Source organism: Streptacidiphilus melanogenes (assembly GCF_000787835.1).
Classification (GTDB): Bacteria; Actinomycetota; Actinomycetes; order Streptomycetales; family Streptomycetaceae; genus Streptacidiphilus; species Streptacidiphilus melanogenes.
Genome location: NZ_BBPP01000010.1, coordinates 50,384 through 64,456, shown reverse-complemented (window position 1 = coordinate 64,456; position 14,073 = coordinate 50,384). Strand labels below are relative to the sequence as shown.

The 14,073-nt window shown below is 74.0% G+C and carries 11 protein-coding genes and 1 pseudogene; 9 read left to right on the top strand and 3 right to left on the bottom strand.

Annotation, left to right across the window (positions count from 1 at the left end; all coding sequences use genetic code 11):
• Window positions 1-184 precede the first annotated feature (184 nt).
• The 4 genes and pseudogenes from TR49_RS45505 to TR49_RS13755 all read left to right on the top strand — a co-directional run bounded on the left by TR49_RS45505 (window position 185) and on the right by TR49_RS13755 (window position 3,938).
• A pseudogene (locus tag TR49_RS45505) lies at window positions 185-1,215 on the top strand (Zn-ribbon domain-containing OB-fold protein).
• Window positions 1,212-2,327 carry a thiolase family protein gene (locus TR49_RS13765; protein ID WP_236653353.1) on the top strand — a complete coding sequence of 372 codons (1,116 nt, stop codon included), beginning with the start codon at window positions 1,212-1,214 and terminating at the stop codon, window positions 2,325-2,327. The pseudogene TR49_RS45505 and the gene TR49_RS13765 overlap by 4 nt, the downstream one beginning before the upstream one ends.
• Entirely contained in the window at window positions 2,324-3,490 is a 1,167-nt protein-coding gene (locus TR49_RS13760) for a thiolase family protein (RefSeq protein WP_042381395.1), read from the top strand. Before TR49_RS13765 ends, TR49_RS13760 begins: the two co-directional genes overlap by 4 nt.
• A gap of 238 nt (window positions 3,491-3,728) precedes the next feature.
• Window positions 3,729-3,938: a DUF397 domain-containing protein gene (locus TR49_RS13755; RefSeq protein ID WP_042365454.1), complete on the top strand. Its 210-nt coding sequence runs from the start codon at window positions 3,729-3,731 to the stop codon at window positions 3,936-3,938.
• Between the two features lie 363 nt (window positions 3,939-4,301).
• On the opposite strand, the gene TR49_RS46670 is transcribed toward TR49_RS13755, so the two are convergent.
• Window positions 4,302-4,394, bottom strand: a complete 93-nt coding sequence (locus TR49_RS46670; protein WP_369405310.1) for a putative leader peptide — start codon at window positions 4,392-4,394, stop codon at window positions 4,302-4,304.
• Window positions 4,395-4,541: 147 nt separating this feature from the next.
• Here TR49_RS46670 and TR49_RS13750 point away from each other — a divergent pair, with 147 nt between their 5' ends.
• A complete protein-coding gene (locus tag TR49_RS13750) occupies window positions 4,542-5,036 on the top strand; it encodes a hypothetical protein (protein WP_042381394.1) in 495 nt (164 codons plus the stop codon).
• A 20-nt stretch (window positions 5,037-5,056) separates the two neighbouring features.
• The gene (locus tag TR49_RS13745) at window positions 5,057-6,127 is read left to right on the top strand and encodes an acyl-CoA dehydrogenase family protein (protein WP_052434277.1); all 1,071 of its coding nucleotides are present in this window, start codon (window positions 5,057-5,059) and stop codon (window positions 6,125-6,127) included.
• Window positions 6,128-6,367: 240 nt separating this feature from the next.
• On the opposite strand, the gene TR49_RS13740 is transcribed toward TR49_RS13745, so the two are convergent.
• A complete protein-coding gene (locus tag TR49_RS13740; protein WP_042381390.1) occupies window positions 6,368-7,456 on the bottom strand; it encodes an aminoglycoside phosphotransferase family protein in 1,089 nt (362 codons plus the stop codon).
• 387 nt (window positions 7,457-7,843) lie between these two features.
• On the opposite strand from TR49_RS13740, the gene TR49_RS13735 reads away from it, so the two are divergent.
• Window positions 7,844-9,316 (top strand): DNA-binding protein NsdB, encoded by a 1,473-nt coding sequence (locus TR49_RS13735; protein WP_042381388.1) that lies wholly within the window; start codon window positions 7,844-7,846, stop codon window positions 9,314-9,316.
• Between the two features lie 87 nt (window positions 9,317-9,403).
• Here the strand turns inward: TR49_RS13735 and TR49_RS13730 are convergent, their stop codons facing one another.
• Window positions 9,404-9,883 (bottom strand): PAS domain-containing protein, encoded by a 480-nt coding sequence (locus TR49_RS13730; protein WP_042381386.1) that lies wholly within the window; start codon window positions 9,881-9,883, stop codon window positions 9,404-9,406.
• Between the two features lie 431 nt (window positions 9,884-10,314).
• Here TR49_RS13730 and TR49_RS13725 point away from each other — a divergent pair, with 431 nt between their 5' ends.
• Entirely contained in the window at window positions 10,315-11,784 is a 1,470-nt protein-coding gene (locus tag TR49_RS13725) for a hypothetical protein (protein WP_042381384.1), read from the top strand.
• A 1,067-nt stretch (window positions 11,785-12,851) separates the two neighbouring features.
• Window positions 12,852-14,072 (top strand): glycosyltransferase family 4 protein, encoded by a 1,221-nt coding sequence (locus TR49_RS13720; protein WP_084724879.1) that lies wholly within the window; start codon window positions 12,852-12,854, stop codon window positions 14,070-14,072.
• Window position 14,073 lies beyond the last annotated feature (1 nt).

Here is a 14,073-nt window from a genome sequence, read left to right as displayed (position 1 = left end):
CCGGTGCCCCGCGCGGCCTGCGCAGCCCGCCACCCGCCTGCGGCCACGGCCCGCCCACCCGCCTGCGGCCACGGCCCGCCGACCCTCGGGACCGGCGCATCCCGGACCCCGGAATCCGCCTCGTTCCGCCTTCTTCCGTCGCACAGCCTGTTCCGTCGTAAAGATCGCGAAAGGACGTACCGCCATGCCCCCCGAGGTGCTCAGCGCACCGCTGATCGTCGAATTCCCGTTCACCCGCTCCACCGGCCCCGTGCTGGGCGCCTTCCTCACCGGGCTGCGCGAGCGCGTCGTGCTCGGGGCGCGTGGCAGCGACGGCCGGGTGCTGTGTCCGCCCGCCGAGTACGACCCCGTCACCGCGGCCGAGCTGACCGAACTGGTCCCGCTCGGGCAGCTCGGCACCGTGACCACCTGGGCGTGGAACGAACGACCGCGCCCCTACCAGCCGTTGGACACCCCCTTCGCCTGGGTGCTGGTCCGCCTCGACGGCGCGGACACGGCGCTGCTGCACGCGCTCGACGCGCCGCGCCACGCCGTGCGCACCGGCATGCGCGTCGCCATCCGCTGGGCCGCGGAGCGCAGCGGCGCCATCACCGACATCGCCTGCTTCGAGCCCGCGCCCGAAGGGCCCGAAGCCGCCGACGCCCCACAGGCGGCGTCGCCGACCCGAGCGGAGGGCCCCGCCGCATGACCACGGCCGCCGAACTCCTGGCCGGTATCCCGGAACTCGCGGGCGCCGAGCCCGTGACCCGGGTGACCATCCCGGCCCGCCTGGAGTACACCTACAGCCCCGGCAGCGCACAGGCCCGCTTCCTCACCGCGCTGCCCGAGAAGCGGCTGCTCGCCGAGCGCTGCCCGCAGTGCACCCGCGTCTACGTACCGCCCCGCGGCGCCTGCCCCACCTGCGGCATCGCCACCCCGGAGCAGCTGGAGCTGCCGCACACCGGCACCGTCACCACGTTCTGCATCGTCAACATCGCCGCCAAGGGCCTCGACGTCGAAGTGCCCTACTGCTACGCGTACGTGCTCCTCGACGGCGCGCACGTCGGCCTGCACGCCCGCATCGGCGACACCCCCTACGCCGACGTCCGCATCGGGCAGCGCGTCGAAGCCGTCTGGGACGACCGGCGTCTCGGCCCCAGCCTGGCCTCGATCAGCCACTTCCGTCCGACGGGCGAGCCCGACGCCGACCCCGAGAGCTACCGGAGGTGGATGTGAGCAGCCCAGCCCCCTCACCCGTGCACAGCGGCGCCCGCAGCGGACGCGACGTCGCCGTCGTCGCCTTCGCCCAGAGCAGCCACACCCGGCGCACCGACCAGCTCTCCGAGGTCGAGCTGGTCATGCCCGTCCTCCACGACGTACTCAAGCAGACGGGACTGACAGCGAACCGGATCGGGTTCACCTGCTCCGGCAGCAGCGACTACCTCGCGGGCCGCGCCTTCTCCTTCACCATGGCGCTCGACGGCGTCGGCGCCTGGCCGCCGATCTCCGAGTCGCACGTCGAGATGGACGGCGCCTGGGCCCTGTACGAGGCCTGGGTCAAGCTGCAGACCGGCGAGGCCGACACCGCCCTCGTCTACTCCTACGGCAAGTCCTCGCCGGGGAGCGTGCGCGACGTGCTCACCCGGCAGCTCGACCCCTACACCCTCGCGCCGCTGTGGCCCGACTCGATCGCCCTGGCCGCCCTCCAGGCCCAGGCACTGATCGACGCCGGGCTCACCGACGAGCGCGGCCTCGCGCGCACCGCCGTACGCAGCCGTCGCGCCGCCACCGCGAACCCGCACGCCCAGCTGCGCGGCAGCGCCGACGTCGAGGACCTGCTGCGGCGGCCCTACGAGGTCGAGCCGCTGCGCCGCCACGACTGCCCGCCGATCAGCGACGGCGCAGCCGCGGTGATCCTCGCGGCCGGCGACGCCGCCCGGGCCCTGCACGCCAACCCCGCCTGGATCCGCGGCATCGACCACCGGATCGAGGCCCACCAGCCGGGCGTGCGCGACCTCACCGAGTCGCCGTCCACCCGACTCGCCGCGGCGGCGGCCGGCGCCTTCGACGCGCCCCTCGACGCCGCCGAACTGCACGCGCCGTTCACCGCGCAGGAAATCGTGCTGCGGCGCGCCCTCGACCTCGACGACCGCGTCCCGGTCAACCCCTCCGGCGGGCCGCTGGCCGCCAACCCGGTCATGGCGGCCGGCCTGATCCGCCTCGGCGAGGCCGCCGCCCTCATCCACCGCGGCGAGGCCGGCCGGGTGCTCGCCCACGCCACCTCGGGACCCTGCCTGCAGCAGAACCTGGTGGCCGTCCTCGAGAGCAGCGCGGGAGGAACGCGATGAGCAAGCAGCCCGTGGCCGTCGTCGGGGTCGGCCAGACCAAGCACGTGGCCGCCCGCCAGGACGTCTCGATCGCCGGGCTGGTCCGCGAGGCGGCCGTCCGGGCGCTGGCCGACGCCGAGTTGGGCTGGGCCGACATCGACGCCGTGGTCATCGGCAAGGCGCCGGACTTCTTCGAAGGCGTGATGATGCCGGAGCTCTACCTCGCCGAGGCGCTCGGCGCGGTGGGCAAACCGATGCTGCGGGTCCACACCGCCGGGTCCGTCGGCGGCTCCACCGCGCTCGTCGCCGCGAACCTCGTCGCGGCCGGCGTGCACGGGACCGTGCTGACCGTCGCGTTCGAGAAGCAGTCCGAGTCCAACGCGATGTGGGGGCTGTCGCTGCCGATCCCCTTCCAGCAGCCGCTGACGGCCGGGGCGGGCGGGTTCTTCGCCCCGCACGTGCGCGCCTACATGCGGCGCACCGGCGCGCCCGACACCGTCGGTTCGCTGGTGGCGTTCAAGGACCGCCGCAACGCGCTGAAGAACCCCTACGCCCACTTGCACGAGCACGATCTGACACTGGAGCGGGTGCAGTCGTCGCCGATGCTCTGGGACCCGATCCGCTACTCGGAGACCTGCCCCTCCTCCGACGGCGCCTGCGCGCTGGTGCTCACGGGGGCGCGCGGCGCCGCACGTGCGCCCCGTCCGCCGGCCTGGGTCCACGGCGGCGCGATGCGCAGCGAGCCGACCATCTTCGCGGGCAAGGACTACGTGAGCCCGCAGGCGGGCCGGGACTGCGCCGCGGACGTCTACCGCCAGGCGGGCGTCACGGACCCGCGACGCCAGCTCGACGTGGTGGAGATGTACGTGCCGTTCTCCTGGTACGAACCGATGTGGCTGGAGAACCTCGGCTTCGCCGACCAGGGGGAGGGGTGGAAGCTGGTCGAGGCGGGCGTCACCGAGTTGGACGGCGACCTGCCGGTCAATCCGTCGGGCGGGGTGCTCTCCTCCAATCCGATCGGCGCCTCCGGCATGATCCGCTTCGCCGAGGCGGCGCTCCAGGTGCGCGGACTCGCGGGCGAGCACCAGATCGACGGCGCCCGCCGCGCCCTCGGCCACGCCTACGGGGGTGGCGCGCAGTTCTTCTCGATGTGGCTCGTCGGGAGCGACCGGCCGGGCAGCTGATCCCGATCAGCTGAACCGATCACCGGATCGCAGGGCCGAACCACCGCCCCTACCAGGCCGATCCGCTCGCTGTCACCCGCACGGGCGGATCGTGTCGAAGCCCTCTACCGCGAGCAGCCGCGGAGATTACAGTGGGATCAACTGACGGCGGGAGGAGCTCGACGTGGCAAGCGACGCATTCTTCGACGTGACCGCGGGGGCCGGGGTTTTTGCTCAGCGGGGCCCGGTCGGGGTTGCGGTGGAGGAGAAGAAACCCGCGCTCGATCTGAGCGGAGCGGAGTGGCTGTCCAGCAGCCAGGGCGTGGGTGACGTACAGGTGGCCTTCATCGACGGATACATCGCGATGCGCGACGGGCGCAGCCCCGAGGGGCCGTCGCTGATCTTCACCCCGGCGGAGTGGAACGCGTTCGTGCTCGGTGCGCGCGACGGCGAGTTCGATCTGACCTGAGCCGCCTGACTCGGCGGACCTGAGTCGCCGACCTGGCTCGGCCGACCTGGGCCAATCTTCCGTTCGGCCCGCGGCCCGTGTCGCTGACGGGCGCCGCGTCGACCACCCCCACGGGGTCGACGCGGCGCCCAGCCCACTCGCACACGCCCCCACGCGGTGCCGAGCGGGCTCGCCCCCCGCGGCCGGAGGCCGGGCGGACGAGATTTCTGGTGGGTGTTCCGGTTCCTTACCGGGTCCAGGTTTGCAGAAGGGGCACACGATCCGCAGGCGCACGGCCGAACCGGGGCCGATGCCGTCTGCGGAACGAGGGGACGCCCGGCGCGGTGAGAACCGGCACGAGGGGGACTACGTGCCGCCGAGGCGTCAACGGCTCGGGCGGCAGGCGCGACATGCAGCCGACGCCACGCGCATGAGGTCGATATGACCCCTGCTCACCAGTTGCGGCGATCTCTGCATGTGGCCGAACGTAATCGGAACGTGATCCGTTCGTCAACCTGGTCTCGGTGCCCGGGACCTCTCCGGAGCGCCTGTCTCGGCCCGGAGCACGACCCGCCACCTGGCGGTCACGCGTTCGTCATCTGCGCGGGCACGTACGATGGCCTCATGGCTTTCCTTCGCCGCCGCTCCGGCACCCCCGCAGGCCCGGACTTCGACATTCTCGCGATGGATCCGGGCGACTGGCCGGGCGACTTCGGGGCCGTCCTGCTCAGCGACCCGGAGGACGGCAGCTGCCACGGCGTGCTGCTGCGTTACGACCTCATGGGCGGCCGCGGCCCGTCCATGATCATCGGTAATCTGCGGGCCGGCTCCGCCGCCCGCGAGCCCGAGGACGGTGTGCCGCTCGAGGTCCACCAGATGCTGGCCGTGATCGGCAGCGAGGAGCCGGTCGAGGTCCTCGACAGCGAGGACTTCCCCGTCATGCTCGACGACGGCCTGCTGATCGTGAAGAAGTACAAGCTCAGCGAGGGCCGGCTGGCCTGTGTGCAGTTCGGCCGCAGCGACGACGTGCTGGTCACGGTCGTGACCTGGGACCGCCCGGTCAGTGAGGACCTCTACAAGCTCCTCAAGCCCCTGCCCGCCGACATGTTCCAGGTCTGAGCGAGACGGCCGACTCGACGATGTCCTTCCCCCGGGCCGACGAGGCCATGACCCGCCTGCCCCGCGTCGTCGACCTGCTCGCGGCCCGCGCCGACGAGCACGACCGCGAGGGCGCCTTCCCCTATCAGGGGATCGAGGAGGTCCATGCGGCCGGGCTGCTCACCCTGACCGTCTCGGCACAGTACGGCGGGGCCGGCGCCGGGCTCACCGAGACCGTCCACCTGCTCGCCGCGCTGGGCAGCGGCGACCCGTCGGTCGCACTGCTGGCCGGGGACACCCTGCTCGTCCACGAGGCCCAGGCGCGCACCGGCCACTGGCCGGCCGACGCCTACCGTGCGCTGCTCACGGACTCACGCCGGGGCCCCGCACTGGTCGGCCTGCTGCCGCCGGGCGGCCCGGGCTCCGAGGCCGGAGCCGAGGTGACGGCCCAGCAGACCGCCGACGGCTGGCAGTTGACCGGTCGTGAGCACGGCGTGCCGGGTGCGGAGGCGCTGGCCTGGCTGGTGGTCGCCGCGGATGTGGACGAAGCCGACGACGCCGGGTCGCACGGTCCTGCCCTCTTCCTGCTGCCCGGCGACACGCCCGGCCTGCTGGTCGAGCCCGGTTCGGAGCAGCTCGGTCTGCGCGCGGGCGCGAACCAGGACGTCCATTTCGAGAAGGTCCTGCTGGACGGGGCCTTCCGCCTGCCGGCGCCCGACGCCCGAGACGAGGCGGGGCGTCGTCTCGCGGCCGCGGCGATCTGCCTCGGCGTCGCCCGTGCCGCCCGTGCCTGGCTGGTGCGGCACGTCAAGGGAGTCTCGGAGCTGGACCGTGGCGCACTGGAGCTCGAACTCATTGCGGCCGAGGAGCTGTTGACGGGCCTGGCAGTCGCCGTCGACGCGGCGCGCCCGGGTGCGGACCGCCGCGCCCGCCTCCTCGCCCCTCGCGTCGCGGACCTCTCGCTCGCCGTCGTCCACCGTTCCGTCGCACTCGCGGGCCCGGCCGGCCTCCATCGCACCGTCCCCTTGGAGCGCCATTTGCGTGACGGACTCACCACCCGTGCCCTGCTGCCGACCGGCGCGCCGCTCCTGCGCGCGGCAGCGGAGTCCTGAGCACCGTCCACGCGGCGCGCCGTCCGCGAGGCACCGTCCGCGCGACGAGGGTGGTCAGCTGCTGTTTCTCGGCGGGCAGCAGGTAGCAGGCACCGAGCACCGAGCACCGGGGCCGGGGTCGGGGCCGGCGGGATCAGGACCGCACTGCCCGGCGGAAGCCCGAGTGCGCCCGACAGGCGCGCTGACAGGGGCGTGGCCGTGCGCCACGAGCCTGGCCTGGGCCATCGCCGCCACAGACGCTCAGCGCGTCCCCACGGCGGCGCGGACCGCGCGGCGGGCGAGGGCGGCGTCCTCGTGCAGGCGGCGGATGAGGATGCGCTGCTCCTCGCCCGCGCCCGGGACGTCGTGCAGACGGATCTCCCGCATCAGGACCAGGATCAGGTTGATGAGGAAGGCGTCGCGCCCCAGCGTGCCCGTGGACTGGGCGATTTGGCTGAGTTGGCGCCGCGCACCCGTGTCACCGGCCATGACCGTCCACAGCAGCGCGAGGTCGTAGCCCGGCAGGTACCAGCCGGCCTGCTCCCAGTCGACCAGGACGGGGCCGGAGGGCGCCAGCAGCACGTTGGTGAGCAGCGCGTCGCCGTGGCAGAACTGCCAGGGCTGGTGGGCCAGGCCGTGCAACAGCTGCTGCAGGTCACTGGTGTCACGGTCCGTCAGCAGGCCGAGGGCGTGGTAGCGGGCGATCTCGCGGGTGTACTCGAGCGGGCGGTCGAAGACGCCCGTCGGCGGCCGCCAGAGATTGAGGGCGCGGATCGCGCCGACGATGGCCCGCACCTCACCCGGCGTGGGCGTGTCCGAGGGGTGACGCTCACGCGCGGCCGGGCGGCCGGGGACGCGTTCCATCAGCAGCACGCAGCGGTCGGTGTCGGCGGCCACGAGCTTCGGCAGCCGGACCGGCGGACGGTGGCGCACGAACGCGCGGTGCGCGGCGATCTCGCGCTGGAAGCGCTCCATCCCGTCGAGGTCCTCGCCGGGACGCGCCAGGGCCTTCGCCACCACCGGGGTACGGCCGGAGGTACCTGCGATCAGCACGTGCCGACGGTCCTGCAGCAGCTGCCGCGGGACGAAGGCGGGAGCTATCCGCGAGATGTGGGCCAGTACGGCGCGGACCTGGGGCGAGTGCTGCACGGGGGTCTCGGGGCGCGGTGCGGCGCCGGGGCGGGCGACGGCGGGTGCGGGGCGACGGAGCTGCTGCGCTCCGTGCGTGGGACGGGCGGAGGGCTGTCCGCCGGGCTCGCGCAGGCCCAGGCCCGTCCGACGCCGGAGCGGAGCGGCGGGCGCGCCCTGCGGGCGGGCCACCGGTGCGGGGGAGAGAGCCGGTGAGTACATGGGTGCGTCCTGATCCCTTCGTCTGACCGGTGTGTCCGTCCGGTGCGTCCGGTGCCTCCGTCCGCCGACCGGGGTCGGGCCGGCGGACGAGTGCCTGGTCGGGGTGGCGGCCCGGCGCCGCGCGGGCCGGAGCCCGGTCGGCGCACCCTGGGGAGTTGCGTCTCCCGGGCGAACCCTGGCGCGTGGCGACGGTGCGCCACCCCTTGCGCCACACCTGCCCCCGGAGCCATCGGCCGGGCGATTTCCCAGGTTGGGGTGGCGCATTCATACAACACACCCCGCCGCCCCGAGCGAGACAGTTGGCGCACCCTGGCGAACCCTGGCGAATGCTCGCCTGGCACATGACGGGTGGTTAGTGTCGAAGTGCCGAGAACCTGGGGGCACGACGTGAACAGAGGACCGAACCACCAGCTCGCCGACCTTTTCGCCCTGACCGGATGGTCGAAGGGGGAGTTGGCGCGGTTGGTCAACCGCCGCGGTGCGCAGGCCGGTCAGCAGCAGCTGTCGACCGACACCTCGCGGGTGCGCCGTTGGATGGAGCGCGGGGAGATCCCCCGCGACCCCGTTCCGCGCATCCTGGCGGCGCTGTTCAGCGAGCAGCTCGGCCGAGTAGTCACGCCTGAGGACCTCGGCTTCCACCGGGAACGGCCATCCGCCCCGAGCTCGCGCGGCAGCGAGCCGGACGGCTCCAGACCGGCACCAGGACAGACAGCCGCGGTCCTCACCGAGTTCACGGGAATGGACCTGATGCTGAATCGACGCGGACTGATGGGAGCGAGCACGGCTCTCGCTGCGGGGGCCGTCATCGCCAACCCTCTGTACGACTGGATGCGGTCCCCGGCCGCGATCCCCCCGGCGGGCGGCTCGGCGGCGGTGGTCCGGAGCGCCTCGGCGCTGCCGGCCCTCGACTACTACGAGGCCGGTCCGGTGGGTGAGGACGAGGTCGTCGCCCTGGAGGAGTCGGTCGACGTCTTCCGCCGCTGGGACGCCTCGCGCGGTGGCGGTCTCCAACGCAAGGCTGTGGTAGGGCAGTTGAACGAGGTGGGCAGCATGCTCACCTACGACCACCCCGAGCACCTGCGGCGGCGGCTGTGGAGTGTGGCGGCCAACCTGGCGGTGCTCGCGGGGTGGATGTCCCACGACGTCGGCCTGGAGCCCACCGCCCAGCGGTACTTCGTGATGGCGGTGCACTCCGCCCGTGAGGCCGAGGACCGCCCGCGCGCCAGCGAGGCCCTGGCGCGCGCCGCGCGCCAGATGGTTCACCTGGGCCGCGCCGGGGACGCGCTGGACCTGATGCGCGTCGCCGACGCCGGTGCGGGCGAGGAGGCGCTGCCGCGCACCCGCGCCATGCTGCGCACGGTCGAGGCCTGGGCGCAGGCCTCGCTGGGCCGCAGCCAGGCCACCCGTCGCACGCTTGGCGAGGCCGAAGACCTCTTCGCCCAGGACAGCGGTGAACCGGGGCCGAACTGGCTGCAGTTCTTCGACCTCGCGGACCTCCACGGCATGGAGGCGCTCACGTACCGCACCCTGGCCGACCACGACCCGGGCGCGGCGGCCCTGGCGCAGCGCCATGCACAGCTCGCGCTGCAACTGCGCGAGGGCGGGCACGAGCGGTCCAAGCTGTTCGACCACATCTCCATGGCGTCGGCGTGCTTTCTGGCCAACAAGCCGGACGAGGCGCAGCGTTACGCGCAGCTCGCGCTCAGTTCCACGGGCGAGATGTCCTCGCACCGCACCTGGCACCGGCTGCGGCAGATGTACCGGCTGACCGGTCGCTACGACAAGATGCCCGAGGTCGCCCACCTTCGGGCGCAGATCAGCAAGGCGATGCCGCCCAAGTCCCGCCCGCAGATCATCTGAGCCGCCGTTCGCTCCGCTTCGGGCGGGTGAGCGGCGGTGCGGGGGCAGGGGCGAGGGCGTGCCCGGCGGTTTGGTGGCCGTTGGGCGCTAGCAGGTGCGGATGGCGAGCCAGACGGCGTGGATGCAGCCGTTGTCGGCGAAGCGGGGCGCGCCCACACAGTGGACCGGGCGCACGGTGCCGTTCGCGAGCTGCAGGCGGAACCCGGCGTCTATGGGACGTCCGTCGACGAGCGCGTCGGTCAGCATGCGGGAGACGGCACGACGGTCCTCGGGGTGCAGTGCGCCCGGGAGCTGGTCGAGGGTGAGCGGGCCGTCCTGCGCTGTGCGGGCGAAGATCTGGAACATCTCGGCGGACCAGGCGACCGCGTCGTGGACGAGGTCCCACTCCGCGTCGCCCAGGAGGACGGCGTCGGTGTCCGTCCCGGCCGGGCCGCTCAGCGCGCCCGTGAGGCGCTCCAGCTCGACCAGGTGCGAGCGGGCGTGGGCCAGCAGTGCGCGTTCGGCGCGGTCATGGCCCTCGCCGTACTCCGTCTCCAGTCGGTCACGCAGCGCGGAGACCTGCTGCACGAGCGAAGGAGGGGAAATGTGGGGGTGCATGGCGTCCCGCAGAGGCCGGTGAGGTTCGTGAACGTTACGACTGTTGCACAGAGCGTGGCACCCGTGGAGGGCTTTCACCGAACCTTGGCCTAATTTTGCATCCGGCATATGCCAGCGCTCGTCCCCCCGGGCTGACGCGTTGCGGTGCGCCCTGGCGCTTCGCAGGTCGCGGGGGTGGCGCGGTTGGCGCGGAACGAATGCGGGCAGGTGCGCGGTAAGGGGTGCGGACGGTACGATTCCGTGCTTCCGGTTGGCGGGCGTCGTCAGCCGGTGCCAGAATCCCCGCGGCGACCGTCGCGGACCCGAACCGACCCTCCGTGCCGGGGCTGACTCACCAGGTCAACCGCCACGCGCACTGAAATTCCATTGCCACCAGGACCGCCGCAACGGATGCTGACCTCATGTTCGAGCCCGCGATAGCGCCCAGCGCCTCCCTTCTCGGCCTGCTCCAGCGGGGCCGGGGGGACGGCACCCTGCACGCTCTGGCGGCCGAGCGTTCCGACGCGCTCGCCGCCCTGGAGGAGTGCGTCACCAGAGACCCCCGCCGCGACTGGCAGGTCGAGAACCGCTCCCTCTACTACGCGCGCCTCTTCATGGAGCTCGAGGCGCCGCTGACGGGGCTGGAGGCGCACCTCTTCGACGCGTGGGACGACTTGGACACCCGGGAGAGCCGCACCGGCCTCACCCTCGCCGTGCTGGGTCGTCTCGTCGGCTACGGCCGGCGGGACGCGCTGCAACTGCTGCGCCGCTACGCCGCCGAGGGCTGCAGCTGGGCCTGGGCCTTGGACGAGCTGGCGGTGCGGGACAGCGACGAGGGCCTGCGCGGACTGGCGGACGCCGTACTGGCGCGCTTCCCCGAGGGCCCGGAGGGCGACACCGAGTTGCGGGCCGCGATCCGCGACGCCTACGAGCCGCGTCCGTGGCACCTGTGGGCCGCCGGACATCCGCGGGTCGCCGCGGCGACCGAGCGGGCCCCCTTCGACTTGTGGCAACGTCAGATGTCCCGGCCCCAGACGCCGGAGTGGAGCACCGAGGCGGTGCTGGCCTGGGCGGACGCCGAGGCTGAGCCGTCGCCCGGTACCGGCGTCGGTGGCGGCGTCGCCGGCGGAGCAGGCGTCGCAGAGCGTCCCGAGGGGCGTGCCGTCCTGCGCCGCGCCGCCGCCGCGGCCCGCCTGCTGGGTGCGGTGGCCGGCCCGGCGGATCGTCCGGTCCTGCGCCTCGCCGCCCGCACCGGACTCCCGGGTGCCCGCTGTGCCGCCCTGCGCCACCTCTGCGAGGTGGACGACCCGGAGTTGCCCGAGCTGATGGAGTTCGCGGCGGACGACTTCTCGGAGGCGGTCGTCGACTTCGCCCTGGACACCCTGGGCCGGATGCGCGGCGAGGGCATCCTCGTCCACGCCCGCGCCTGGGCCTCGCGTACCGACGGCAGCCGTCTCGCTGACGCTGCGGCCCGCCTGCTCGCCTGCGCGGGCGGCCCGGAGGACGCCCCGCTCGTCGTCGCCGCCCTCCACCGCGAGGTGTCCCGTTCGGGCCCCGACGGCGAGGGGCTCTTCGCCCTCGTCGAGGGCGTCGGCCGTCTGTCGGCCGGACAGGCCGTGTCGGTGCTGCGCCACATCTACGCAGAAACGGTCTGCTCACAGCTCCGCCTCGGCGCGGCGCGCGGCCTCGCCTTGATCGACCCGTACTTCGCCACCGGCGCGGCGGTCGAATGCCTCTGGGACTGTGAGGAGGCCACCCGCGAACTCGCCGCCCGCCACGTCCGCACCAGCGGCAACGTCCGCGTCCTCGACCGCCTGCGCCGTCTCGCCGCAGATCCGGGCGAGGAGGCCGAGGTCCACGCCGCCGTCCGCGGCCGCCTGAGCGCGGGCTGAGACCCGGCGGTCGCTGGCCTGCGGCCCTGCCGGGTCGGCCTGCGGCTCGGTGGACACCGGCCTGCGGCCCTGCCGGGTTGGGCCTGCGTCTTGGCGGTCGCTGGGGCACGGCCCTGCCGGGTCGGCCTGAGACCCGGCGGACACCGGCCTACGGCCCTGCCGGGTCGGCCTGTGGCTCGGCGGGCGCCGGCCTACGGCCCTGCCGGGTCGGCCTGTGGCTCGGCGGACACCAGCCCCCACCGCCCTGCTGGGTCGGGCCTGGGGCTTGGCGGGTACCGGCGCATGGCCCTGTCGGGTCGGGCCTGGGGCTTGGTGGTCACCAGCCCCCTCCGTCCTGCCGGGTCGGGCCTGGGGCTTGGTGGTCACCAGCCCCCTCCGTCCTGCCGGGTCGGCCTGCGGCTTGGCGGTCACTGGCGCGGGCTCTGCCGCGCGGCAGCGCCGGGCGTGGGACGGGCCTACGTGGCCGTGCGTGGGCGCGTGAGCGCGGGCATCTGCTCTGCGCCCTCCTGGCAGATCCTCGGCCTGAACGGCGGCCGTCTCGCCGCCCGGTCAGATGTCACGAGCCCGGGCCGGGGGGCGGGTGGCCGGTGCGCCGGGCTGACCGGAAACGTCCCCGCGGGCTCGGTGTCGGTCCGGTGGCCACGCTCGCCCCGAGGGACGCCGGCCACGCTCGGCGGGGCCTCTCGCCCGCCCTCGCCGCGGACGCGGTTCAGCCCCTCCCACCCGGCCGCAAGCACGACGGACGAGTGAGCCCGGCTCGTCCAGTCCGCGCCGCCGAAAACCGAAACCGGTCGGCGGCAACGCAGTTGGGGGAGAGCTGCGACGGGGTCGTGCGCCGGCCGTGATCGTGGACGGCTCGTGGTTCGGGGGCGACCGGTTGGTCGGCCGCGCGGACGTGATGCGGCCGGTGCCGGACGAGCCGGGGAACACGAACGGAATCTTCCGAGAACGCCGTGATCCGGGCCGCGACACCTGGCAAAACCGCCGACACGAGGATTCGTGCGCCGTTCGCCGTTCAGTTAGATCCACGTGCCTCGCCGCACGCCGGGGCTCGGAATAACGCTGGCATGCGTGTCGTCCTCGTCACCGAGTCGTTCCCGCCAGACATCAACGGGGTCGCCCACTCCGTCCTACGTACCGCCGAGCATCTGGTGCGTCGTGGGCACGAGCCCCTCGTCATCACTCCCGCGCCCGCCGTGCCGGTGGCGGCCGGGGACCCGTGCCCGGTCGTGCGCGTACCCGCCATGCCCCTGCCCGGGTATCCGCAGGTCCGGATCGCGCTGCCCAGCCGCAAGCTGGAGCAGCTGATCGCCGGGCACCGCCCCGACGTCGTCCACCTGGCCAGCCCGTTCCTGCTCGGGTCGCGCGGCATGGCCGCGTCCGAGCGGCTCGGACTGCCGACGGTCGCCGTCTACCAGACCGACATCGCCGGGTACGCCCGCGCCTACCGCGCGGGCAGCGCGCTCGGGGAGGCCGCCGCCTGGCGGCGGCTGCGGACGGTGCACTGCGCCGCCGACCGCACGCTGGCGCCGTCCACACCCGCCTCGCAGGACCTCACCGCCCACGGCATCCCGCGGGTGCACCTGTGGCGGCGCGGGGTGGACTCCGTCCGCTTCCACCCGCGCCACCGCAGCGAGGCGCTGCGGCGCGGGCTGGCCCCCGGCGGGGAGGTGCTCGTCGGGTACGTCGGGCGTCTCGCGCCCGAGAAGCGGGTGGACCTGCTGGCCGAGACGGTCGCCCTGCCGGGCGTGCGGGTCGTCGTCATCGGCGACGGCCCCTCGGACCACTCGCTGCGGCAGGCGCTGCCGGGCGCCGTCTTCCTCGGGCGCCGCACCGGCGACGAGCTCGCCGCGCTCTACGCGTCCCTGGACGTCTTCGCGCACACCGGTCCGATGGAGACCTTCTGCCAGACCATCCAGGAGGCCATGGCCAGCGGCGTGCCCGCGATCGGGCCCGCGGTCGGCGGACCGCTGGACCTCATCGGTCACCGGCGCACCGGACTGCTCGTGCCGGCCCGTGACGGCGCGGCCCTCGCGCGTGCCGTCAGTGAGCTCGCGGCCGACGAGTCGGTGCGGGTTCGGTACGGCGCGGCAGCTCGCGCCGAGGTCGAGTCCCGCACCTGGGAGTCGGTCGGGGACGAGCTGATCGAGCACTACCGCTGGGTCATCGCCAAGCGCGGCCGCACCGCCGGCGACGTCCGCCAGCCCGTCACCTCGGCCACCGCGCCCGCCACCGCCGCAGCCGCGGCTGCGGCGAGCGCCGGGGCCGGCACGGCCGCCGCGGCATAGG

Excerpts from the sequence above, each read along its gene's own strand:
- TR49_RS13760 (WP_042381395.1), top strand. The coding sequence starts at position 2,324 with ATGAGCAAGCAGCCCGTGGCCGTCGTCGGGGTCGGCCAGACCAAGCAC.
- TR49_RS46670 (WP_369405310.1), bottom strand. The coding sequence starts at position 4,394 with ATGCAGAGATCGCCGCAACTGGTGAGCAGGGGTCATATCGACCTCATG.
- TR49_RS13750 (WP_042381394.1), top strand. The coding sequence starts at position 4,542 with ATGGCTTTCCTTCGCCGCCGCTCCGGCACCCCCGCAGGCCCGGACTTC.
- TR49_RS13745 (WP_052434277.1), top strand. The coding sequence starts at position 5,057 with ATGTCCTTCCCCCGGGCCGACGAGGCCATGACCCGCCTGCCCCGCGTC.
- TR49_RS13740 (WP_042381390.1), bottom strand. The coding sequence starts at position 7,456 with ATGTACTCACCGGCTCTCTCCCCCGCACCGGTGGCCCGCCCGCAGGGC.
- TR49_RS13725 (WP_042381384.1), top strand. The coding sequence starts at position 10,315 with ATGTTCGAGCCCGCGATAGCGCCCAGCGCCTCCCTTCTCGGCCTGCTC.
- TR49_RS13720 (WP_084724879.1), top strand. The coding sequence starts at position 12,852 with ATGCGTGTCGTCCTCGTCACCGAGTCGTTCCCGCCAGACATCAACGGG.